This is a genomic window from Cypionkella sp. PAMC25878, assembly GCF_058135695.1.
In genome coordinates this window covers 1,239,261-1,264,105 of the sequence record NZ_CM176871.1, presented here as the reverse complement: position 1 = coordinate 1,264,105, position 24,845 = coordinate 1,239,261, and the positions used below count along the sequence as shown (strand labels likewise).

15 protein-coding genes are annotated in these 24,845 nt (G+C 60.8%); 7 read left to right on the top strand and 8 right to left on the bottom strand.

Annotation, left to right across the window (positions count from 1 at the left end):
- Positions 1 to 92 precede the first annotated feature (92 nt).
- From ACS5RD_RS05915 to ACS5RD_RS05890, 6 genes are all read left to right on the top strand, one after another.
- Complete coding sequence (locus tag ACS5RD_RS05915; RefSeq protein WP_489930412.1) at positions 93 to 560, top strand: formate dehydrogenase subunit gamma; 468 nt, start codon at positions 93 to 95, stop codon at positions 558 to 560.
- Positions 557 to 2,083, top strand: coding sequence for a formate dehydrogenase beta subunit (locus ACS5RD_RS05910; RefSeq protein WP_054005415.1), 1,527 nt, complete (start codon positions 557 to 559; stop codon positions 2,081 to 2,083). The genes ACS5RD_RS05915 and ACS5RD_RS05910 overlap by 4 nt, the downstream gene beginning before the upstream one ends.
- Complete coding sequence (fdhF, locus tag ACS5RD_RS05905) at positions 2,080 to 4,971, top strand: formate dehydrogenase subunit alpha (RefSeq protein ID WP_489930411.1); 2,892 nt, start codon at positions 2,080 to 2,082, stop codon at positions 4,969 to 4,971. Before ACS5RD_RS05910 ends, fdhF begins: the two co-directional genes overlap by 4 nt.
- Positions 4,968 to 5,777 carry a formate dehydrogenase accessory sulfurtransferase FdhD gene (gene fdhD / locus ACS5RD_RS05900; RefSeq protein WP_489930410.1) on the top strand — a complete coding sequence of 270 codons (810 nt, stop codon included), beginning with the start codon at positions 4,968 to 4,970 and terminating at the stop codon, positions 5,775 to 5,777. The genes fdhF and fdhD overlap by 4 nt, the downstream gene beginning before the upstream one ends.
- On the top strand, positions 5,767 to 6,015 hold the full coding sequence (locus ACS5RD_RS05895; protein ID WP_054005418.1) for a formate dehydrogenase subunit delta: 249 nt from the start codon (positions 5,767 to 5,769) through the stop codon (positions 6,013 to 6,015). Before fdhD ends, ACS5RD_RS05895 begins: the two co-directional genes overlap by 11 nt.
- A gap of 158 nt (positions 6,016 to 6,173) precedes the next feature.
- Positions 6,174 to 6,905: a peptidoglycan-binding protein gene (locus ACS5RD_RS05890; protein ID WP_489930409.1), complete on the top strand. Its 732-nt coding sequence runs from the start codon at positions 6,174 to 6,176 to the stop codon at positions 6,903 to 6,905.
- On the opposite strand, the gene ACS5RD_RS05885 is transcribed toward ACS5RD_RS05890, so the two are convergent.
- The 7 genes from ACS5RD_RS05885 to ACS5RD_RS05855 form a co-directional block, all read right to left on the bottom strand.
- Positions 6,895 to 7,542, bottom strand: a complete 648-nt coding sequence (locus ACS5RD_RS05885; protein WP_489930408.1) for a 4'-phosphopantetheinyl transferase family protein — start codon at positions 7,540 to 7,542, stop codon at positions 6,895 to 6,897. The two genes, ACS5RD_RS05890 and ACS5RD_RS05885, sit on opposite strands and share 11 nt — an antisense overlap.
- The gene (locus tag ACS5RD_RS05880) at positions 7,535 to 12,025 is read right to left on the bottom strand and encodes a MupA/Atu3671 family FMN-dependent luciferase-like monooxygenase (RefSeq protein ID WP_489930407.1); all 4,491 of its coding nucleotides are present in this window, start codon (positions 12,023 to 12,025) and stop codon (positions 7,535 to 7,537) included. Before ACS5RD_RS05880 ends, ACS5RD_RS05885 begins: the two co-directional genes overlap by 8 nt.
- Positions 12,026 to 12,035: 10 nt before the next feature.
- Positions 12,036 to 13,043 (bottom strand): glycosyltransferase, encoded by a 1,008-nt coding sequence (locus ACS5RD_RS05875; RefSeq protein WP_489930406.1) that lies wholly within the window; start codon positions 13,041 to 13,043, stop codon positions 12,036 to 12,038.
- Between the two features lie 2 nt (positions 13,044 to 13,045).
- On the bottom strand, positions 13,046 to 19,429 hold the full coding sequence (locus ACS5RD_RS05870) for a type I polyketide synthase (RefSeq protein WP_489930405.1): 6,384 nt from the start codon (positions 19,427 to 19,429) through the stop codon (positions 13,046 to 13,048).
- A gap of 180 nt (positions 19,430 to 19,609) precedes the next feature.
- A complete protein-coding gene (locus ACS5RD_RS05865) occupies positions 19,610 to 20,602 on the bottom strand; it encodes a glycosyltransferase family 2 protein (RefSeq protein WP_489930404.1) in 993 nt (330 codons plus the stop codon).
- The gene (locus ACS5RD_RS05860) at positions 20,602 to 22,020 is read right to left on the bottom strand and encodes a hypothetical protein (protein ID WP_489930403.1); all 1,419 of its coding nucleotides are present in this window, start codon (positions 22,018 to 22,020) and stop codon (positions 20,602 to 20,604) included. The genes ACS5RD_RS05865 and ACS5RD_RS05860 overlap by 1 nt, the downstream gene beginning before the upstream one ends.
- A gap of 80 nt (positions 22,021 to 22,100) precedes the next feature.
- Complete coding sequence (locus ACS5RD_RS05855; RefSeq protein ID WP_489930402.1) at positions 22,101 to 22,994, bottom strand: acyltransferase family protein; 894 nt, start codon at positions 22,992 to 22,994, stop codon at positions 22,101 to 22,103.
- A 144-nt stretch (positions 22,995 to 23,138) separates the two neighbouring features.
- Between ACS5RD_RS05855 and ACS5RD_RS05850 the strand changes: the two genes are divergently transcribed.
- Entirely contained in the window at positions 23,139 to 23,885 is a 747-nt protein-coding gene (locus ACS5RD_RS05850) for a WecB/TagA/CpsF family glycosyltransferase (protein WP_489930401.1), read from the top strand.
- Here the strand turns inward: ACS5RD_RS05850 and ACS5RD_RS05845 are convergent, their stop codons facing one another.
- The gene (locus ACS5RD_RS05845; protein ID WP_489930400.1) at positions 23,886 to 24,833 is read right to left on the bottom strand and encodes a glycosyltransferase family 2 protein; all 948 of its coding nucleotides are present in this window, start codon (positions 24,831 to 24,833) and stop codon (positions 23,886 to 23,888) included. It abuts the gene before it with no gap.
- Positions 24,834 to 24,845 lie beyond the last annotated feature (12 nt).

Below are 24,845 nucleotides of genomic sequence, written 5' to 3'. Positions count from 1 at the left end.
TGATAGCCTTAGGCTATTGAACAACGGTATATCAATATTGATTTCCATATCAATCGGCGTATGACGTAGCAAAGCTACCAAAGGGCCGCCACATGCTTGATTCCGTCGACATCACCTCCCGGCTTGAGGAAATTCTCAGCGCCCATAAAGGCATGGAGGGATCTCTGCTGCCGATTCTGCACGCCATTCAGGCCGAGTTTGGCTATGTGCCGCAGGTGGCTTTGCCGATCATCGCGCAAGACCTGAACCTGTCGAAGGCCGAAGTGCATGGCGTGATGAGCTTTTACCACGATTTCCGCGAACATCCGGCGGGCGATCATGTGCTGAAACTGTGCCGCGCGGAATCTTGTCAGTCGATGGGCGCAGATCGGGTGGCTGCTCATGCACAAAAGTCGTTGGGGATTGAGTGGCACGAAACCACCAAGGACGGCCGCGTCACACTGGAGCCGATTTTCTGCCTTGGCCTTTGCGCTTGTGGCCCCGCCGCGATGATCAACGGCAAGCTGGTGGGCCGGGTCGATGAAGCCCGAATTGATGCGATCATCGGGGGTTTGAAATGAAGATTTACCTGCCGCTGGACAGTGCAGCCGTCGCCCTTGGCGCTGACGAGCTCGCCGAGTCGCTAATGTTTCAAGCCCAAGCGCGTGGGATCACCCTGACGCTGGTGCGCAATGGCTCACGCGGGATGGTCTGGCTGGAGCCAATGGCCGAGGTTGTGACCGATGCAGGCCGGATGGCGTTTGGCCCGCTGACGCTGGCTGATGTGCCTGCTTTGTTCGATGATCTGGCAGCGCATCCAAAGGCCTTAGGCTTGACCGACGATCTGCCTTGGATGAAGGCGCAAACTCGCCTGACCTTTGCCCGCGTTGGCGTGATCGACCCGCTGTCGCTGGACGACTACAAAACGCACGGTGGTCTGGCTGGCCTGACTTTGGCGCTTGCCATGGACAAGGCGGCTATCGTTGCCGAAGTCACGAATTCGGGCCTGCGTGGTCGCGGTGGCGCGGGCTTTCCGACGGGGATCAAGTGGAAGACTGTGTCCGAGGCTGCGGCAGATCGCAAATACATCGTCTGCAACGCTGATGAGGGCGACAGCGCCACCTTCGCCGACCGCATGTTAATGGAGGGCGACCCCTTCACGCTGATCGAAGGCATGATCATTGCTGGCCTCGCAACCGGGGCCACCAAGGGATTTGTGTATATCCGTTCAGAATACCCGATTGCGATTGATGTGATGCAAAAGGCGGTGAAAATCGCGGCGGATGCGGGGGTGCTTGGCACGTCGGTTTTGGGGTCATCCCACACCTTCAACATAGAAATCCGCGTCGGTGCCGGTGCCTATGTCTGCGGTGAGGAAACCTCCCTGCTGAACAGCCTTGAAGGCAAGCGTGGCGTCGTTCGCGCCAAGCCGCCGCTGCCCGCTTTGCAGGGCTTCATGGCGAAGCCGACGGTGGTGAACAACGTGATTTCGCTGGCCTCGGTGCCGGTAATTTTCGAAAAGGGTGCCGAGTTTTACAAGAACTTCGGCCTTGGCCGGTCGCGCGGCACCATCCCGTTGCAGATCGCCGGTAACGTCAAGCACGGCGGGCTGTATGAGATCGCTTTCGGCCTGACGCTTGGTGAAATCGTTGATAAAATTGCCGGAGGTTCGGCATCTGGTCGCCCGGTGAAAGCAGTGCAAGTCGGTGGCCCGCTGGGCGCTTATTTCCCGCGCGCTTTGTTCGATACGCCATTCGGTTACGAAGAATTCGCGGGCAAAGATGGCCTGATCGGCCATGCTGGACTGACGGTGTTTGACGACTCTGCCGACATGCTGAAACAAGCGCGTTTCGCGATGGAATTCTGCGCCATCGAGTCCTGTGGTAAATGCACCCCCTGCCGGATCGGCGCTGTCCGCGGTGTTGAAACCGTTGACCGGATTGCCAAGGGTGATGCCTCGGCGATCCCTCTGCTGACCGATCTGTGCAACACCATGAAGGCCGGTTCACTTTGCGCCTTGGGCGGCTTTACGCCCTACCCGGTGATGTCCGCCCTGACCCATTTCCCCGATGATTTCGCCCCTATGAAGGAAGCCGCTGAATGAAAGACTTCATCATCCCGGATCGCGATTTCGGCACCCCTGCCGCCAAAAGCAAACAAATGGTCACATTGACCATCGACGGCTTTGACATCACCGTGCCGGAAGGCATCAGCATCATGCGCGCCGCCGCAGAAATCGGCATTTCGGTGCCAAAACTTTGCGCGACGGACAGCATCGACGCTTTCGGATCGTGCCGTTTGTGCCTCGTGGAAATCGAGGGTCGCAACGGCACTCCGGCGTCCTGCACTACCCCGGTTGCGCCCGGCATCAAGGTTCACACCCAGAACGCAAAACTGAAGCAACTCCGCCGTGGCGTGATGGAGCTTTACATCTCGGATCACCCGCTGGACTGTTTGACCTGCTCGGCCAATGGCAATTGCGAGTTGCAGGATATGGCCGGTGCAGTAGGCCTGCGCGACGTGCGGTATGAGGCGATTGATACCCATTTCAAGGTGAAAGACACCTCGGGCATTGCCAATCCGAACTACATCCCGCGCGACGATTCCAACCCGTATTTCAGCTACGACCCGCAGAAATGTATCGTCTGCTCGCGCTGCGTGCGCGCTTGCGAGGAAGTGCAGGGCACGTTCGCGCTGACCATCGAGGGCCGGGGCTTTGATAGCCGCGTGTCGTTCGGTGCCAAAACCGACACCGCTTTGTCGTCGGATTGCGTGTCTTGCGGCGCCTGCGTGCAGGCCTGCCCGACCGCGACCTTGCAAGAAAAGTCAATCATTGAGATCGGCACGCCAGAGCGTTCGGTGATTACCACCTGTGCCTATTGCGGCGTCGGTTGCAGCTTCAAGGCTGAGATGCGCGGCGATGAATTGGTCCGCATGGTGCCCTACAAGCACGGCAAGGCGAACCGCGGCCATTCCTGCGTCAAGGGCCGTTTCGCCTACGGCTATGCCAGCCACAAAGACCGCATTCTGAACCCGATGATCCGCGACAGTATCAACGACCCGTGGCAGGAAGTGTCGTGGGATGAAGCGATGGACTTCACCGCCAAGCGGATGAAGGGCATTATTGAGAAGCACGGCCGTCATTCCGTAGGGGTGATCACCTCGTCGCGCTGCACCAATGAAGAAGCGTATCTGGTGCAAAAACTGACCCGCGCCGTGTTTATGAACAATAATACGGATACCTGCGCCCGCGTCTGCCACTCACCCACCGGCTACGGTTTGGGTCAAACCCTTGGCACCTCGGCAGGGACGCAAGACTTTGACTCGGTTGAAGAAACCGACGTTGTGATGATCATTGGTGCCAATCCTGCCGCTGCCCACCCGGTCTTTGCCAGCCGTTTGAAAAAACGTCTGCGTCAAGGGGCAAAGCTGATTGTCGTCGATCCGCGCCGCACCGAGATGGTCGAAAGCCCGCATGTCAAAGCCGAGCATCACCTCGCGCTGACCCCCGGCACCAACGTCGCAATTGTCACCGCTTTGGCGCATGTCATCGTGACCGAAGGGCTGTTCGATGCCCAATTCATCCAAGATCGCTGCGATTGGGATGAGTTCCAAGATTACGCCGAATTCGTCAGCCAGCCGCAAAATTCGCCCGAATCCGTGGCCCTGCTGACGGGGGTTCCTGCTGCGGAAGTGCGTGCTGCGGCGCGGCTTTATGCCAAGGGCGGCAATGGCTCGATCTACTACGGCCTCGGCGTGACTGAGCACAGCCAAGGTTCGACCACGGTGATCGGCATTGCCAACCTTGCGATGATGACCGGCAACATTGGCCGCCCCGGCGTTGGCGTGAACCCGTTGCGTGGTCAAAACAACGTGCAAGGCTCTTGCGACATGGGGTCGTTCCCGCACGAACTGCCGGGCTATCGCCATGTCAAAGGCGAAGGCGTGCGCGACATCTTTGAGAAGGCATGGGGCGTCAAGATTGACGATGAGCCCGGCCTGCGCATCCCGAACATGCTGGACGCGGCGGTTGAGGGCACCTTCAAGGGTCTGTATTGCCAAGGTGAAGACATCCTACAATCCGACCCCGACACCAAACACGTCGCCGCCGGTCTGGCCGCGATGGAATGCGTGATCGTGCATGACCTATTCCTGAACGAGACGGCGAACTACGCGCATGTGTTCCTGCCCGGCTCGACCTTCCTAGAAAAAGACGGCACCTTCACCAATGCCGAACGTCGCATCAACATGGTGCGCAAGGTGATGGCACCGCGCAATGGCTATGGTGATTGGGAGATCACCCAAATGCTGGCCAACGCGATGCTGAAAGACACCGGCGGCGCCAAGTGGACCTATACGCACCCGACGCAAATCATGGATGAAATCGCCATGACCACCCCGTCTTTTGCGGGTGTGAGCTATGAGAAGATCGAAACCATGGGCTCGATCCAGTGGCCCTGCAACGATAAGGCCCCGGAAGGCACGCCTTTGATGCATGTCGATGGCTTCGTGCGCGGCAAGGGCAAGTTCATCAACACCGAATATGTGGCAACGGATGAGAAAACCGGCCCGCGCTTCCCGCTGTTGCTGACGACCGGGCGCATCTTGTCGCAGTATAACGTCGGTGCGCAGACCCGCCGCACGGGCAATGTGGCCTGGCATTCCGAAGATTTGCTGGAGATTCACCCGCATGACGCCGAAGTGCGTGGCGTAAAAGAGGGTGATTTCGTGCGTCTTGCCAGCCGCTCGGGCGATACTACCCTGCGCGCGACGATCACTGATAAGGTCAATCCGGGTGTGGTCTATACCACCTTCCACCATCCGGACACGCAGGCCAACGTGATCACCACCGACTTCTCGGATTGGGCCACCAACTGCCCGGAATACAAGGTGACCGCTGTGCAAGTCTCGCCCAGCAACGGCCCGTCGGAATGGCAAGAAGAATACAACGCCCAAGCCGCGATGTCGCGCCGCATCGCAGCGGCAGAGTGATGCAAACCCACCGCCCCTTGCCGCGCCTGACCTTCGGGTCGGGCGCGATCAACGGGTCGGCATCGGCCCGAGACCTGCCCGAGGAAGTCGCGGTGGCCTTGTCGTTCAACGGCTCCACCCAAGCCGTAATGATGGCCTCGCCTGCTGATCTGGAAGATTTTGCCTATGGCTTTGCGATGACCGAAGGTATCGCAAAACCTGAAGAAATTCAAAGTGTTGAAGTGGTTGAGACGCCACTCGGCTTAGATGTGCAAATCTGGTTGGAACCGCAAGCTGAAGCCCGCCTGACCAAGCGCCGCCGCACCATGGCAGGCCCGGTTGGCTGCGGGCTCTGCGGCATCGACAGTCTGGAAGAAGCCACGCGGGTGATGCAGCCCGTCCCCGTCTCAAATTTCCGCATGACCCCGTCCGAAATCATGGCCGCCGTCGCTTCCCTGCCCGCCGCCCAACCGCTGCACGATCTGACCCGCGCGGTCCACGCGGCCGGTTACTATAGCGGCAAACTGCTCGCCGCCCGCGAGGATGTTGGCCGCCACAACGCGCTGGATAAACTCTGCGGCCATCTGATCCGCACCGGGCATCCAACCGGAGCCGTCGTGCTGACCAGCCGAGTTTCCATCGACATGGTGCAAAAAGTTGCCACCCTCGGCGCGCCAATCCTCATCGCCGTGTCCGCTCCGACCGCCCATGCCGTCCACCTTGCTGACCTCGCTGGCATTACCCTGATCGCCCTCGCCCGCCCGGATCGGTTTGAGGCCTATACCCACACCGACCGCATTTCGCAGGAGACCGCTCATGTCGCTTAACGACACCCACGCAGGCCCACACGCCAAGCTGATCTATATGGCGAACCAGATCGCCAAGTTCATGGAATCGAAACCGCATGACGAAGGGCTGACCCTACTGGCCTCGCATATCAATGACTTCTGGGAACCCCGGATGCGCCGTCATCTGTTTGAAGTGCTGGATGCAGGCGGCGCGGGCTTGCGGCCGCTGGTACTAGAGGCGTCCGCTGCGATCAAACGCCCCGTTGTCGCTGCTTAACTCCACGGCAAGAGAAAAAGCTACTTCTGGATCAAGGCATCACAGCATCAAACGAGTGCTTGAGCCGCTACGGTCTTTATCCTAGGGTTAATGCATGTCGATCCGAGATTCACCGGGCCGGCCATTTTGATCGGATTTTATTATATCGGAGACGTTTCATGCGAAATGTCATTGTGCGATCAGGCTCGTCTGGGCAATCCGTCCGGGACTTGCAAATGGCGCTGAACAATCGCCTGAATCCTTCGCCCAATCTGATCATCAACGGCCTTTTCACACCGCAAACCGAACGCGCCGTGCTGGCGTTTCAACGCTCTAACTGGCTGGAGATGGATGGCATCGCCGGGCTCTGCACGCTGGATGCGCTCTATGGCACCGAGTCCGCGCCGATTATCCTGCACAACGTGCCCTACCTCAGCCAGCCGACGCCAACGACATGTTGGGCAGCGGCGACGGCGATGCTGACGCGGTTGTCGATCCAAGCCGTCCGCATGACCACGCCGCAACGTCTATTGACCGCCGATGGTTCGCTGATCAACGAAAGTGAGCGCGGCCAAAGGCTTGAGGTGCATCAGACTTTCGCCCAGATGCACCGGCTGCGCTATCAGCCGCCGCAAAGCTGGCCCGTCGCGGCCTTGATCGGGTTGTTGCGGAGCGGCCCGATCATGCTGGAATTCTTGCACAATCCCGGCTCTTTTCAACGTGGCACCGGCTCCTCGGGGCATTATGTGGTGATCGTCGGGGCGCGCGGTTCTCACAGCGCCGATGGCAGCACGACAACGCTGCGGATTTATGATCCCGATGACAGCGACGGTGACGGGATTTACTCGGTGGTCTACGCCTCGATGCTGCGCCGTGTGCCGCTGGCGACGTTTGGGATGTTTACCCAGTAGGCACAGCGCAAAATGCTGCGAAAAAGTGGTGGTTTTCTGCGCAGCGCCCTTGGATTTGAAATCCTTTTTCGACCGGATGTACTGCATAGCAAAACTTTGCGGTAAATGCTTGATCTTGCCAGACAATTCGTAGGGTTTGGAAATCAAAGATCTGCCGTGTGATCGGGTATTGCGCCTTATACGCCGCCTCTTTCGCGACAAAAATCCGCAACACCTGCAAGCCTTGCTGAGGCCACGGCAGATCGCTGATTTCTTTGTGTTCCTCTGGCCGAAGCACCGTCGACCAGAGCTCTGCTGGCAGAGGGTGCAAGGGTTCTATATCCAAACCCAGCCCCCGATAGTCGCGCGTCAATCCCATCACGGCGAAACAAGCCCCGGTGCAATGGCTGATGCTGCCTGTCGCAGCTTGTGGCCAGATCGGAGCACGATCCAGAGCCATCGGAATCGCCACAGCTGCAAAGCCCAAACCGCGCAGCGCCTGTCGCGCGGCACTGCGCCCGGCGGCGAATTCTGCCAACCGCGCGGGTACTACACCCGGCAGAACCTCGCCCGGCCACAGTTCCAGCGCTTCGTCAACCTCACCCAGCGTCACGCCACTTGGTAGAACCGCGCGCAGGCGGGCTGCAATGTCAGGCATTCACCTGCCCACGCATCGCCCGTCGCCGCGCCATCGCATCGGCGCGCGCATGGGCACGGTCAGACACCACCGCAGGGGCCGCTTTCGGGCGATCATCCAGATGCGCCGCCAAAGCCGACAAGACCGGGAAGCGGAAAATATCGGTGATCGAGAGCTTTGCCGCGCCAAGGCTATCCCTGATCTCGCGATGCACCTGCACCGCCAGCAGAGAATGCCCGCCCAAAGCGAAGAAATTATCCTTCGAGCCGACTTTCGTCAGCCCCAAAACCCGCGCCCAGATCGCCGCGATCTGCGTCTCGATATCCGAGGTGGGCGCAACAAAATTTTGCGTTTCCAGCGGCTTGGCGCTCGGGGCAGGCAGTGCCTTGCGATCTACCTTACGGTTGGGCGTTAGCGGAAAGACATCAAGGCTGACGAAATGCGCGGGCATCATGTGCTCCGGCAAAAGCCCCGCCAATTCTGCCCGCAGTGCCACCTCGGTCGCCGCGCCAACAATATAAGCCACCAGCCGCAAGTCGCCCGGCGCATCTTCGCGGGCCATCACCACGGCTTGCCGCACCCCCGGCTGCGCCTCCAGCACAGATTCAATCTCGCCGAGCTCAATCCGGTAACCGCGCAGTTTGACCTGATGATCCGTGCGGCCCAGAAAGTCGACCTTACCATCCGCCCGCCAACGCACCAGATCGCCGGTCCGATACATCCGCGCGCCCCAAGCACAGGCGTGCTCTGGCGAAACAAAACTATCGTTCACAAATCGCTCTGCCGTCAGATCAGATCGCTGCCAATAGCCGCGCGTCACACCATCGCCGCCGATCCACAACTCCCCAGCAACGCCGGGGGCGACCGGATTCATCGCCTCATCCAGCACATAAATTTGCTGGTTCGCCAAAGGCTTGCCGATATTGCAAACCCCATCAACCGCACCGACTTCCTCCACCGAGGACCAGATGGTTGTCTCGGTCGGGCCATACATATTCAACACCCGTGCCGAGGTCGCGCGGCGCAGATCAGCAACCAGTGCCCCCGGCAAGGCCTCGCCCCCCAGCATCACAGTCTTCACGCCTGACAAAGCCATACGTGACTCATCGTTCATAGTGATCATCCGGGCCATCGAGGGCGTGCATTGCAGATGCGTCACGCCATGTCGCAGGATCTGCGCCGCGATTGAGAAATCATCCTCGGCCACACCGCCACCCGCATTGGCGCGCTTGACCACTTCGGCCAGCGGATACAGCCCCTCCATCACCTTTTCAGGTGCTACACCATAGTCGATCAGGCAAGCCACTTCGCCCACCCCGATCCGCTTCAACTGCTCAACCCGCGCCAGTGCATCTTCGACCGTGCCGAACAGGCCCGAGTCCTCAAAATAGCGCTGGAAGGCGAAATCGAGGATCGCTTCAGTCTCCTCCGCGCTCAGCGTTTGCAGATCAATCTGCATCGGGTTCGACACACCCTGCGGCTTTTTGAACGCCGGGAAGGCCCAAGCGTATTGCTTGATCAGGGCCGCCGCCGAGCGCAGATAATCCTTCATAGGGCCACGCGCCACATCCCGCGCGTGATCGCGGTCGCGCGCAATATAGCTGTGCAGCATCAGCGTCACGGTATGCGCAGCCGGATCATGCCCCGCATCGCGAAGCGCTTGATGGTAAAGCTTAATCTTACCCGCAACCTCCTCAATCGACTGGCCCAGAAGATGCGTCAGCACATTCGCCCCAATCGCCCCCGCCTCCCGCCAAGTGTCCGGGTTGCCCGCCGTCGTCACCCACAACGGCAGCTCTTTTGAGACCGGACGCGGTTGGCTGATCAGTTCAAACGTACCGCCATCTGCGGTCGGAAAACCAACTTTTTCACCCCGCCACAAGCGGCGCACCTGATCGGCGGCGGCAAACATCGCCGCCTTGTTGTTCGGGGGCGTATTCTCGGGCCGCAGCACGAAATCGTCCGGGTGCCAGCCAGAGGCCACCGCCACCCCAGCGCGGCCATTGGTGAGGTTGTCGATCACCGCCCATTCCTCGGCAATCCGCGCCGGATGGTGCAGCGGCATCACGCAAGACCCTGCGCGCACGCCGATGTTTTTCGTCACCGCCGCCACCGCAGCCCCGGTCACCGACGGGTTCGGATAAGGGCCACCAAAGGCGTGAAAATGCCGCTCGGGCGTCCAAACCGCGCAAAAGCCGTGGCTGTCGGCAAATTTCGCGCCTTCCAGCAGCAGTTCGTATTTCTTCGGGCCTACACCGTCGTCATTGCCCCAATAATACAGCGAGAACTCCATCTTCTGCGCCGAAGCAATCGTGCCACCCGACACCAAAGCCCGACTTTCATCACTGGTCAGCACCACTTTGAAGCCGCGCGCGAGGGTCCAGAACAGCTCCAGCACCGAAATGTCAAAGGACAGCGAGGTCACCGCCAGCCACACCCCAGCTTCTGGACCAATCCGCTGATCCATCCCGGTGAAGAAATTCGCCACGTTGCGGTGTTCCACCATGACGCCCTTTGGCCGCCCGGTAGAGCCCGAGGTATAGATCATATAGGCCAAATCAGCCGAGGTAACATCAGATATGGGGTTGGCATCGCTGGCTTGACTGGGACGCGCGTCGGTATCCAGACATAGCACTTGCGCGGCATGCGCGGGCAAACCCGCCGCAATAGCGCTTTGCGTCACGATCACCGGGCAGGCAGAATCCTCAATATACAAGGCGATACGGTCTGCGGGATAAGTCGGGTCCATCGGCACATAGGCCCCACCTGCTTTCTGGATCGCCAAAGCGCCGACCAGCAGATCAAGACTGCGATGCGCGCAAAGCCCCACAAGTGTGCCGGGCAGAACCCCCATGCCGATCAGCACATGCGCCACCCGATTGGCGCGGGCATTCAGCGCCGCATAGGTCAGGCTTTGATCATTGCAGACCAAAGCCACCGCATCGGGGCTGCGCAGCACTTGCTGCTCGAACGCCTGATGCACGCAAAGGCCTGAATCGTATGAAGTTTTGGTTTGGTTCCAGCCGTGCAGCACCTGATCGCGTTCGACTTCGGTCAGGGTTGAGATGCTGGACAATGGTGCATCAGCGGCGGCTTCTTCCAAGGCCACGACCAGATGGCTGATGCGCGCGGCATAGGCCTGCGCCTCGCTCAAGGAGAGGCGCGTGGCGTCGAAATACAGGGCGGTGGGCGTCAGCGTAACGGTGGTTCCCGCAACCGGGCCAGCCTCTGCCACGCCAACTTGCGGACATTGCAGGCCAGCAAGCCCCGTGTCGCGCGTCATCAAATCCAGCGCGAAACCCGGCTTTGGTGCCAAATCCAACCCGTTCCGCGCCTGCGCGACGTGGCCTGCAGCCGCAACACGCAACGGCCGCCAGCCCGAGGCATAGCCCGCCACCCCCTGCGCCGCCTGCGCCAGATCAACCACAGCCGCGCCAGAGGCCAGTCCAGCGGCCAGCGCAAGGTCAGCCGGCGCGCCCGAAAGCGGCAGCGTTTGCCAGTCTGCCACCGCCGTGCTCGCATGACCAAGTGCAACAGGCTGCATTGATTTCAAGGCCTTGCGCAAGGTAGGCTCCGCCACAGCCAAGACTTGCCCCAACGCGGCCAGCCCCTCGACCCCAGCCAGAAGCACTGTATCCGTTACTGTCGCAGGCGAAACCGCCAGCCCCTTTTCCTGACAAGTCAGCCGCAGCAACCGCACCGCACCTACGCCGCAAGCCACCACCAACCCCGCTTCATCGGCGCGCAAAACCTGCCCCGGAGCCCCCGAACCTTCGGCAATCTCCGCAGTGCCTACGTTCAAAACACCGGACCCAAAGGCAATTTTCGCCGTGGTCAGCGGGTTCCAATAGCGTCCGTGATCCAAGGCCCGCACCAAGCGCACAGCCGCCTCGGCGGGCTGCGAGAAATCAATCCGCCCCATCGCTGCCGGGCGATCATGGCGCAAAAACAGTCGCCGCTGGCTTAAATCCTGCGGCTTGCGTTGCAGCACGCTACTTTCCAACTGTGCCAAAACGCTGGGAAAACTCTCCAACGCCGCCTCAAAACAGCGGGTGTTCAGGGTCAGCGCGGTGTCCTGTGGGGCGATCTCAAAACGACGGCTATCCAGCACATCGCCTTCATCGACGCCACCTTCGATAAGATGCCACGAAATGCCATGTTGAGTCTCGCCGTTCAAAATCGCCCAGACCGGCGCGTTCAGACCGGCATAGTGCGGCAAAGGTCCGTCGTGAAAGTTCACCGCGCCCTGCGCCAGTGCCAAAACCTCTGGTCCGATCACTGACAAGTTGGCCACCGACAGCAGCCAGTCGACGCGCGCGCCCAACCGCGCCGCCAGGTCACGCCCGTAGGCCTCCACCCGCAGACCCTTCTCTTCCGCCCACAGCCGGACATCCGTGTTGCGCGTCACCACAGCATCCAGTCTATGGCCACGCGCCAACAGCATTTCACCGCACTGGCGGGTCAGGGTTTCATTGCCGATCAGATAGGCGGAAAACTGGGTCATCTTGGCGTCCTTACCCCTCGGTCGTGTGGGGTGATTTGGCTACGGCGGCAGGTTTGCCGAAAATGGGGCTGACCGCCGCGCGCAACGCGTGCAGGGTCAGGTCTGTCAAATACAGTGGCGGATCGCCGCGGTCTTTGCGCTGGATCAGCAGCCGCGCACGCCACAGGATACCCCCGGCAAGCAGCGCAAGTGTTGCGGCCAGCGTATAGAGAACACCATGGTTTTTCACGAAATAATGCAAACGGCTGTCCAACCAGAACCCCGGTATGCGCTGCCATTCCCGCATCCCCGTGGAGACTGAACCGATATGCATCACCCGGCTTTCCACCAAATAATCGGTCGGCCAGCCCGCCAGCGCTGCGCGGCGACACAGATCGGTTTCCTCAAAATACAGGAAGAACCGCTCATCAAACAACCCGATCTGATCCAGCACCGCTTGCCGCATCATCAGGCTTGCCCCCGCCAGCCAATCCACCCGACAGGCGGCTTGCGGGATCGGTTGCGCGACGATCCAGCGGTTCAACATCCGGCTGACAGGGCCGAACCGGATCTGCGACTCAAATTCCGAGGCGATCGAGGGGAAACGGAACGCCGTGCGATGCGGCGCACCATCGTCGCCATAAATGAAACTGCCCGCGAACCCGGTTGCCGGATGGGCCTGCAAATGCGTCAGCAAGGCGCGGATTGCACCGCGGTCGGGAAAGGCATCCGAGTTCAGGATATAGACAAATTCCGGCGCAGAACCATCCGGCATCCCCGCCCGGATCCCAAAATTATTACCCGCGCCAAAGCCGCCATTGTGCCCCGATTGCAGGACGCGTACTTTCTGAGCGCCATAGTCCCAGCCGCGTTTTTGCACCTCAGCCGTGATCGCCTCAAACGATCCATCACCGGAGTCATTGTCCACAATCACCAGCGCGCCTTCGATCCCGTCCAACGCCAGCAGAGCCGACTCCGCCGCCCGCAGCGTCATCTCGGTCGAGCGCCAGTTCAGCAAAACCGTGAGCAAGCCCGCCATGCTCACTCCGCCGCAGTGGCGAGGGGGACGATATTCGTCGCGCCCTTCTCGGCTTCAGCAATCACCGCCCGCAGCTTGGCCGCCAGCACTCGCACATTCGGCTCCAACACCATGCTGTCGTGGTCACCGGGCACCTCGACCGTCACAAGCGTGGGCGCAAAACGGGTCAATTCGTTGTCACCAAACACATATTCCTTGGATTTCGACACCCAGTTGCCGCCTGTCACCGCCCAATGCCTGTCTAAAGGTGGGCGGAACAACACCGTCGCCCCGCGCCGCACTGTCATCTGGTACATCGGCAAAGCAGCGCGGAAGGCCGCCTCAATCGCCGCATTATGGAACTGCGCGTCGGTTTGTTCGGTCGCCTGCGGTTGGCGCTTTTGCATCTCCCAAGCCCAACGTTTGCGGGCCCATTCAGCCAGATAGCTGGGGCCTTTGGCGCGCAACTCTGCCAGTTTGATCAAAGTCTTATCCGTGCGCTTCAAACCTGGTCGCAACGGCAATGGTGTATCCAGCAGCACCAGCAAAGACACCGCTTCCCCCGCCGCTTCCAACTGTCGCGCCATTTCCCACGCGGTCAGACCGCCACCCGAGAAACCGCCCAGCATATAGGGGCCAACGGGCTGCACCTGACGCAACTCGGCAATGTAATCGGCAGCCGCTTCCGGCAATGTCGTATGCGGCGCGGCATCGCCATAAAGCCCACGCGCCTGCAGGCCATAGAACGGCCGGTCACCACCCAACAGTTGCGCCAAGTGGCGCAGATTCAACACGTTACCGAACATGCCCGCCACAAGGAAGAACGGCTGCTTCGCCCCGCCCTCGCCCTGATGCATCGGCACCAGATGGGTAAACCGCCGCGCTGGAGCCGTCAGTTTCGCAGGCGCATCGCCGCCCACATCGCCAATCTGCGTCACGATCAGCGCCGCACAGCGCGCAATCGTTGGCGCCTCAAACAGCACTGAAATCGGGAAATCCACCCGATACGCTTTTTTCACCATCGCGAACAGTCGCACCGCGATCAGACTATGACCACCAAGGTCGAAGAAACTGTCCTCGACCCCCACTTGGGCGACGCCCAACAACTCCTGCCAGAATCCGACCAACGTGCGTTCGACATCATTGTGCGGCTCGACATAGGCCGTGTCCAGATCGGGCCGCTCAAACGCCTTGCCCTCGGATTTTGCCGCCTGCGCCTCTGCAGTCTGCCGGATCAACGCGGGCAGATCGAGGCTGGAGACGATGATCTGACTGCCACCCAAAGCCACAGCACGGCCAAACGCCTCAGCTCCTTCGCTGGGTTTGATGCCCAAACTGAACGCATGCAGCAGGCGTTCCTCGGCGGTTGAGATCGGCTTTGCGGCCGCATCATCATAGCTCACTTCGCGCGGATCGGGGGCGGTAAAGCTCAGCCCTCCCTCCAGCTTGTGAATGTTAAAGCCTTCAATTTCAACGCAAACTTCACCTTCTGGCGTGGCAAGCGTCACGTCAAAACTTGCGGTCTGCGCGCCTGCGCGATTGTCTGCCGCATTGCGCACCCAAGACACTATCTCTGCCGGAAGCGGGCGCAGCACACGGATGCGGGCATACGACACCGGCACCCAAAGATGATCCGGCTGATAGCCCGCAATCAGCCCCATCGCCCAGCCGGTCGCCATATCCATCAGCGCCGGATGCAGCAACCACGGCCCCGCCTCAGCCGCAAATTCCGCAGGTAAAGCCAGCCGCGCCAGCCCTTCACCGCCGCCAATCGAGCGCGAGCGCAGCACCCGCCAGCGCGACCCAAACGCCAGATGCTCCTCTTGCGGGCTGCGCAGACCGACGCCAACCTCGGCCGCAGGCAACCGCCCGGCAATCGCCAAAACGTCAATCTTAGCAGGCTTCGCAGCCAGTGGTATCGCCCGCGCCTGCGCGTGCAACTGCCAACCCAGCCGCCCCTTCACCGTCACGCCCGAGCGCAATTCAAACCCATAGCCCTCATCATTGCGCGACAGCGTGGCGCGCACTTGCCGCAACTCACCCTTGCCCACATCCAAAGGCCGGAAGAAATACAGATCGCGCAACTCAAACCCGCCCGTCTCACCCTGCGCCCGCAAAGCCTCGGCGGCGATTTCAATCGTGCCGGTACCGGGGATCAGCGCCTGCCCCGACTTAGTGCGGTGGCCATCCAGCACCCAACGATCCAAGCCATAAGAGGCCGTAAACAGACGATTTCCCTGACCGTCAAAGCTGGCTTCATCCAGCATCGGCGCGGAAATCGGCAGGCGCGGGGCAGGCGGCGCACCCGTGCGATCCGCCAAAGCCTCTGCCGCCATGCCGACGCCGGTCCAGATGCCCCAGTTCAGCGCCACAACTTTGGTTTTGCCGCCGCTGCGCGATTTCGAATAAGCGTTCAGGAATTCATTCGCCGCCACATAATCAATCTGTCCGGCAGGCCCGGTCACGGTCGACGTCGAGGCAAACAGCACCAGCAGATCGACCGATCCATCCGGGAACAACTGATCCAGCACCAGCGTGCCATGCAGTTTCGGTGCGAACACTTCCTCAACCTGCGTAGGAGTCTTCAGCATCAATGGCCCATCATCGACCACCCCCGCCGCATGGATCACCGCGCGGATCGGGCCAAAGCGTTTCACCCCAGCCTCCACAGCCGCGCGCATATCCTCCATGTTGCAGACATCCGCCGGGGCGACGAGAACTTCGCCACCCAAAGCCTCCAGCCGTTGCAGCGCCAAAATCCGCCGCGCAATCGGGCTGCTTGGGTCATGCGCCGCCAGATACTTCGCCCAAGTCCCCCGATCCGGCAAATTGCGCCGCGCGATCAGCGTGATTTTCGCACCAAACCGCTGGATCAGGTCCTCGGCGATGGTCAAGCCGATGCCTCCAAAGCCGCCGGTGATCAGCACATGCGCGGCTTGCGGCAATGTGAAGGATTGTTCAGGAAGCTTGGCTGCCTTCAACCCCAATTCGTAGCGCTTTTCCCCCCGAAGGGCAGCGATGGCAGTGGCGGGTTCGGCCAAAAGCTCCTCTAACACCTGCTCGGTCAACAGCTGCAAGGCTGGTTTGCCTCGACGCGGCGCGACTGGCAAAATCACGTCCAAAGTCGAAACCGTCACTCCCGGCAACTCGCGCGGGATCACCCGCGCCGGGCCGAGCACGGTGGCTTTTTCGGGATCCGAGAGCAGCTCAGATTTCACCTGAACCGCCCCGGTTGAGGCGACGGTGATATGGATCGGGCGCGGCAGGTTTTCCGCGGCAATCGCTTGGGCGAGGAAGAGCAGGCTGTAGAAACCCTGCTCGAGGTTGCGGTGGAAAAAGCTGGAGCCGGGGCGGAAATCCTGCCCCCGCGTCACCAGCCAGAAATGCGCGATCCGGCTAGGGGTATGTCCCTTCGCCACCAGATCGCGGATCAACAGATCATAGCCCTCACGGCCCCGCTCCGGGGCCAGAAGATAGCCGCCCTCGCCATCACGACCGAAGGCATCGCCTGCGCGCACAGTGGTTACTTGATGGCCAGCGCCGCGCAAACGCGCCGCGCACTCCATGCCAAGTCCTTCTGTATCAAGGAAAATCAACCATGTCTCTGGCTTTGCATCCGCAAAATCCGCCGCATAATCAAGCCCTGTCGCCGCAGGTCGCCAATGCGGCCTCCAGCCCCATTGGCCAATGTCGTCAATCCGGGCGGGCAGCGCCACGACCTCAACTTCCGCACCCTTGCCCGGTTCGATGAAATACGGTTTGCGCTGAAACGCATAGGTCGGCAGCACCACGCGCTTGCGCGCGGCCCCGCCCCAAATCGGTTCCCAATCCACCGGTACACCGCAAGCCCAGAGCCGTGCAATGCTGGCCACATGCCACGCATCATCGGCCATCTTCTGCTCGGGATGCCGAAGCGCCGCGATCACCTGTCCCTGCGGCACGCCATTGGCCTGTGCCAGCGACGCCAGCGCGCGCCCCGGCCCTATCTCAAGGTAAACCCGCCCCGGTTCCACCATCAGATCAGTCATGCAGGCCTGAAAGTTCACCGTGTTACGCAGGTGCTGCACCCAGTAGTCCGGGCTGGTCGCCTGTTCATCGGTCAAGCGAATTCCTGAACGATTGCTCACAATCGGAATCTGCGGTGGGCTTAAGTGAATTTTTGTGAGGTAATTGCCAAATCTTGCCAGAATGGGCTCCAGCATCCGGCTATGCGCCGCGATGTCGATCTGAATCCGCTGGGTTTCCACATCTGCTTTCGCCAGTTCCGCGGCCAAGGCCACCAGCGCCGCATCCGGTCCCGAGACCACACAAAGCCCCGGCGCATTGACCGAGGCCAGATCGAGATCACCCGTGATATAGGGCCGCAAATCCGCCTCTGCCAGCGGCACCGACAACATGCCCCCCGGCGCAATCGTGTCAAACAAAGTGCCGCGCAGATGCACAAGGCCGATGCAGTCTTCGAACCCGATCACTCCGGCCAGACAAGCCGCCGTATTCTCGCCCATAGAATGCCCGACCAGCGCGGTGGGCGTGACACCCCATGACATATACAACTGCGCCAGCGCATATTCAGTGATCATGATCAGCGGCAGTTGCACCGAGGGGCGCTTCAACCGCTCATTCGCAGCGGCCTCTTGTTCCGGTTCCGGCAACCACAAAGCACGAATATCATAGTCGAGCTTCGGTCGCAGAACCGCCAAACCCTTGTCCATCCAATCGGCAAACACCGGTTCGGTGGCGTAAATGTCCCGCGCCATGCCCGCGTATTGTGCGCCACCACCGGGGAACATGAACACCACCTCGGGATTCTCGCCCAAGTAATCATGATTAAACACCCGCCGTGGATCGCCGCCTTCCAGCAACGTAGCCGCCTCGTCATGCGAGCCCGCCACCAGCACCCGACGCTTTTCAAACGCGCGGCGGCCTTCTTTCAACGTATAGGCCACATCGGCCAGATCCTGCCCCGGGCTATCGCGCAGATGCGCTGCCAGCCGAGACGCCCCCGCATCCAGCGAGCCCTTAGATTTTGCTGAGATAACAATCGGTTGGAATGGCCAAAGGCTTTGCTCTCCCACAGCCCGCACAGGCGCTTCCTGCAACACCACATGCGCATTGGTGCCGCCGACACCAAGCGAGTTCACCCCCGCCCGACGCGGCCCGTCACTGACCCAATTCGTCAGACTATCATTCACCTTGAACGGACTGGTCGCAAAATCAATCGACGGGTTCGGCGCCTCATAGCCCAAACTTGGCGGCAGTTGCCGATGATGCAGGGACAGCGCCACCTTGATCAGCGAGGCCACCCCCGCCGCCGTATCCAAGTGCCCGATGTTGGTCTTGACCGAGCCGATCCGGCACGAGCCCACCGCATCCGTGGTCTGGCGAAACGCGGAAGTCAGCGCCGCCACCTCAATCGGATCACCCAGATAGGTCCCCGTGCCATGACATTCCACATAAGACACATCCGCCGCCGAAACCCCGGCAACCGCCTGCGCTTCGGCAATGCATTTCGCCTGTCCATCAACCGAAGGCGCCAAATACCCCGCCTTCGCCGCCCCATCGTTGTTAACAGCGCTGCCCTTCAGAATTGCCCAGATATGATCGCCGTCCCGCACAGCATCCTTCGCGCGCCGCAACACCACCGCCCCGGCACCCGAGCCAAACACCGTGCCCTCGGCGCGATGATCAAAGGCGTGGCAATGGCCATCCGGCGATAGAATCTCGCCCTCGGTGTAAAGATACCCGCGGGCGTGCGGCAACTCGATGGTCACGCCGCCCGCCAGCGCCATATCACATTCGCCATTCAGTAGGGCTTGGCTGGCGAAATGCGCAGCCACCAGCGAGGTCGAACACGCGGTTTGCAGGTTGATCGACGGGCCTTTCAGATCGAAGATATGGCTCACCCGTGTCGCCAGAAAATCCTTATCGTTGCCGGTGTGGCGCAGCAGGAACATCCCCGTCTGATCGACCAGATCGCGGTTTGAACACAGGTTGAAATAGAAATAGCTGCCCATGCCGCAGCCTGCGTAAACCCCGATGGCTCCGGGGAAATTTTCGGGTGGATGGCCGGCATTCTCCAACGCCTCCCATGCCACTTCCAGAAACTGGCGGTGCTGCGGATCCATGATCGCCGCCTCCTTTGGCGAAAAGCCGAAGAAATCCGCGTCGAAATCGGCAAACCCCTCCAAAACCGCCGCCGAGGGTACATAATTCGATTTGCGCAGCCGCGTCGGGGATTCTCCAGCGGCCAGCAATTCCGCCTCACTCAGCACGCGGATCGATTCCACCCCACCCACAAGATTGGCCCAATAGGCGGCAATATCCGCCGCCCCCGGCAGATGTGCCGCCATGCCAACCACGGCGATATCGCTATCGCTGATGCCCGAGGGATCAAAATCTTCGCTCATGCGCCTTCTCTCTCTCGCTGCCCGCAGGTCAAAACCCTCAGACAGACCTCAACAATTTACCGCAAAATCCACAGCTCTCCTACCCTAGCACGCTCTGAAATGGAGCGTGCAGGGCCTTTGAACAATCCCGCACTACTGAAACAATACGGCCCGGTTATGGCAAAGTTTCGGGCAAATCGGCTACCAATGCCCAATACCTGTGCCCCGCCACATCGCCCATTGCGCCCGGCAGTAGACCACAAGATCAAAGCCCAAGCCCAAAACCGTGACCAAAAGCCGCTTGGGCCGCAGCAGATCGCGCGGGCTTGCGGCAGCGCGGGCCAGCCTTTTGGTCAAGAAATGTCCCGGCACGAACCCAAACGGCCAGCGCGGCAAAACCTGACGCAACGCACTGCCAAGCCAGCCCGGCTCGGCTGCCGCCCGCGCCAGTTCTGCGTGCCGCGCAACCTCTGGCACCGCCACCAGCGCGCCAAAGCCCGCGAAATTCACCGCCGAGCCGATCACAATCCGCACCTGATGCCGGATCAACGCCCCGATCGAACGCTCCGAGGCGTAGATGTGAAACACCCCCTCCGCTCCACCAATCCGGCTGAAATCTTCCGGTCCCGTCAGGGCATCCGTCAACACCATCGCGCGCAGAAAACCATCCTCAACGGGAAGGCCAATCGGCAGATGAAACCGCCGCGCCACGGTCGCAGGCATCGCGTAAAGCTGACCGCAGATCGCTGATCGCCAATCGTCCAAGCCGCCGCCCGCCGATGCGATGATCTTGTCCATCACAGACAATCCCTCGGGCCGTGCCACAATGTCCTTGACCGGTTGGCTGTTGATCGCCCAATGCGACCCCATCGCCTGCACCAAACGCCGCAAAGCCCCCGCATCGCAGAACTCGATATCCGCATCGACGAATACCAACACATCGGCATCCGCCCGCGCCAAATCATGCACAAAACGGTTCCACGTCTGTGACTTACCGCCTTCGGGCAGATCGACCACCTCAACGTCTGCGCGCGGCACTTGCGCCACGGTATCATCCGAACAACCATTCGCCAGCACCAGAATCCGCGCTGAGAAGGCCGGATCAAGCAGAATGTCCTGAGCCAACAGCCGGGTGACCATTGCAGCAATTCCTGCCGCCTCATTGTGGGCAAAGACGCCAATATCCACTCGCATCAGATCACCGTCCGCTTCTGCTTGCCGTCCTTCAAGCCCCCTCGCAGCACCGCGCGGCTTTCAGCCAAGCGCAAGCGCCGCATCCGCTCGGCTTCGCCCAGCAACCCGCCAGCCATCAGCCAAGTGAACGGAATATGTGTGGCATTGGGCAGCAAATCGACCATGTTCGCGGCCAGTATCAGCGCCAACCCGGCTGTATAACGACTGAACGGCGGTGCAAACCGCGACAGCGCCTCGCGCCCTAAAATCAGCAGCGGCAAACCGGTCAGCCCGAACTCGGCAATAAATCCAAGCCAACCATAGGTGCCCATCACAATCACCCAATAGCCATCTGCAATCGCCGTCATTTGCCCGGTGATCGGATCATGCAAAAAAGCCCGGCCATAACCGCCCCAACCGAATAGCGATTTCTCCTGCGCCCGCGCCAGCAATTCTTCTTCATTGTCAAAACGGAACTGCAAAGACCCCGCCCGATCCGCGCTAAAGCCATTGGCGAAATCAAGGATCTGCTGCAGCGGCACCAGATGCAGCCCCCGCAGGATCGGGTAACTGATCACCACCAGCGCCAGCACGCCGGCCACCAACACCTGCACCCGCCAGCTTGCCAGCAGCAACAGCGGTGCGAGGCACAGAGCATAGACCACCACACCCGCGCTTTTGCAGATGTAGAGCATAAAGGCCAAATACAGCACGATTACCAAAGCCTTGGGCCGTACCTCGGCTGGCGTGTCGCGAAGGCGCACCAGTGCGGCCAGCAGACACATGAGCGCGAAAAACGCCACCCACAATCCATGCGGCAGAAATACCACCGGGCGATAACCGCCCTGCCGGATGGTCTGGAAAAAGTCATGCTGGAAAAACCCATAGACCCAGACGTTCATCTGCGGCGAGAACCGCGCCTCAATCAGCATCGGCACCGAATACCAAAGCCCGGCGAGCACCAAAGCCTCCAGCACCGCGCGCATTCCTTCGGGCGTGCCCAGATAACGCCGCGCCAAAAAGAACGGCAGCAACGCGATGAACTGGTTCGCCACCGCCGCCGCCGAGTCGTATATTTTCATGCCCTGCACATAGCCTGCACCAAAATACAACGCGTCAGTATTGGTCAAGACCGTCGCAAAAGGTGACAGAATATACATCAGGATCAGCGCTTTACCCATCCGCCCCTCAGGCAGAAAGCTGATCTTGTCACGCACCACATACAAAGCACAATACCAAGCGATCAGGTTCGGAATCGTGGTCTTGTCCAGATCGGGGATGATCGGAAAGTTGATCACCGTCAGCGGCGGCATGATCAGATAGCCGCCCAGCACCGTCCAGATTAGCGCCCGCGCCGGGTCCAGTCGTTTCCACATCTGCCAGCACAGCATCGGCCAGACAAATAGCATCAGATAGGCGAGGATATTCGGCGAGGCCACGGCGTGGATCAGCTTTCTGTGAGCAATGCCAGCGTTTTAGCACAAACCACCGGCACTGGCCAATGCCGCAGGGCCCGATGTCAGGTCAGCCGCAGGAAAATCGGGATGCGGCGCAGGATCACCACGGTGGCCCAGCTCATCCCGAAGGTGGCAAGGGTGGCAAGCATGCGGTCAACCTCTGGCCCCGCGAATTTATAGGTCACCAGCATGAAGAACGGGTGCAGCAGATAGATGCCAAACGCCACCTGCCCCAGCTTTGGCAGCACCCTGTGCTGCATCTGCACGCGCCAAAACGCCTCAAACAGCAGCACTGCGGCGAACACCGTCCAAGCCCAGGGTGCTGCTTCGGTTACCAGATAAGCCCCAACCGCCATCGCAGCCGCCGCGATCACCGGCCAAGACGCACGCCCCATCGGACGCGCCACCCCCACCAGCAGGCCCAGCGTGTAGACCGGCAGCGAATACAGCCACTGTGGCAGCGGCGCGGGCGGGGCGTAGTAATGCATCCCCCAGAACATCGGCACCGAGATCAGCACCAGCACCCCCAAAACTCCAGCCAGCCGCCCCGGCGTTGTCACAAAACACCCGACAGGTTTCACCAACAGCATCGCCAGAATGATAAACGGCAAGAACCACAAATGGATCGCCGATCCGACGAACAACGTCCATAGATCTTGCAGCAGTTGCCACTTGTCCGGCGAATCGGAAACTTTCAGATCGACCAATCGGAAAAACGCCGACCAAAATAGCCACGGCAGCAGCAACCTTTCGGCCCGAGAGCGGAAATTATACGTCCCGCCCGCGCGTTGATAGGATTGCATTGCCAGAAACCCGGTCAGCACCAGAAACAGCCCCAACGACAGATGGCCAACCCAATCATCCTCCAACGCATAAGCATGCGCCGCCACGATGCCAAAGCAGGCAAGGAAGCGGGCCAGATCAACTGATTGGCGATGATTACTGACTTTACTCATCCCCTGTGGGTAATCCATAACGCCAAAACCATGCAACGGGTTCTATGCTGCAAGCGCGAAACAGATTGTTCGCATTTACCAAACCTGCGGCCACATATCAGCCATGTTGCTGTGCGACGCCCGCAGGAAATCAAGAGGGTTCCGGTGCAGTTTCGGTTTGAGACAACCACGATCACGGTGAATATCCCCGACCGCGCCACCTTACTGGCCGCAGTCGGTCAGCGCTTTGCGTCGCGGGATGGCTTTGCACTTGCCACGATTAACCTGGATCACTTGGTGAAACTGCGCGCCTCACCCGCATTTCGCACCATCTATGTCACGCAAGATTTCGTCGTGGCCGATGGCAATCCCATCGTTTGGCTGTCCTACCTCGCCCGCCGTCCGGTTGAACTGGTGCCGGGCTCAGATATGGTGGTCCCCTTGGTGCAACTGGCGGTGCAATCGGGCCGCCGCGTCGCGCTGATTGGCACCACAGAATCCGCCCTCGCCACCGCCGCCTCCGCGCTTGAATCTCAAATCCCCGGCCTGAAAATCGCCCTCACCATCGCCCCACCGATGGGATTTGACCCGAAGGGAGCTGAGGCACAGGCCATCCTCGCCCGCCTTGCCTCCGAAGACATCGGCTTCTGCGTCCTTGCTTTACCTGCAGGCAAGCAAGAGGCGCTCGCCGCCCTTGGCCGCAGCTTCACCCCACACACAGGTTTCGGCAACTTCGGCGCAGGGCTCGATTTTCTCGCAGGCAGCCAAACCCGCGCGCCGCGCTGGATGCGCACCTTGGCGATGGAATGGCTCTGGCGCGCGCTGTCCAATCCCCGCCGGATGCTGCCGCGCTATGCCGCCTGCTTCGCGATCCTGCCCGGCCAGATCATCGCCGCCCTAAAACTGCGCTGACTACTTATACTCGATCAACCCGCGCCTGCGGCCACGCAGCCGGTTCACCCAATAGCTGATCACCCCCTGCGCCTCGGCAAATTTCCCCACGACGGTGAAGAACCCCCACGCGAGCCCGCCGCGCCGCGCCAACCGCAGCACCTGTACGGGATAGATCAGCGCCAAAAACCAACCCAACGGATGCAGAAATCCCGCCAAAACCACCGCAACAGGCAGCACCAAACCCCACAAAATCGCCCGCCGCACTTCGACAACCCAATGCCGCTCCGGTGCCGCCCCATAGCGCGCAGCACCCTCTGCAAAGGCATACCCGGCCCGCACCATCCGCTGCCACCACGGACCAAACCGCAGCAGATTTGCGTCGTGTAACGTCATCTCAGCCTCAATCCGCCAGACCTCCCCCCCCGCCCGCCGCAACCGCAGACACAAATCCGGCTCCTCACCCGCGATCAGGCTGGCGTCATAGCCCTCCGCCGCCTGCACCGCCGCAAACCGCATCAGCGCATCACCGCCGCAAGCAAGCGCCTGACCCACCGGAGTGTCCCATTCCCTATCCGCCAACCGATTGTACGCCGAGGCCTCCGGAAACCGCTCTCGCCTGCGCCCGCAGACCACCACTGCCGCCGGATGCTCTGCAAACCCCGCCAAAGCCGCCGCAAACCAGCCCGGTTGCATTTCGCAATCGCCATCGACGAACTGCACGAACTCAGGGCTTTCCAGCATCACCAACCCCGCATTGCGCGCCCGCGCCGCCGTGAACCCAAGCCGCATATCCAGCGCCACCACTTCGGCCCCCAGCGCGCGCGCGGCCTCGACCGAGCCATCGGTTGAGCCGGAGTCGATGTAAACCAACCGCCGCACCCGGCCTTGCAATGACCGCAAACAGGCGATCAACCGCGCGCCTTCGTTGCGCCCGATCACCACCGCGTCAATCACTGCATCTTGCATCAAACACCCCTT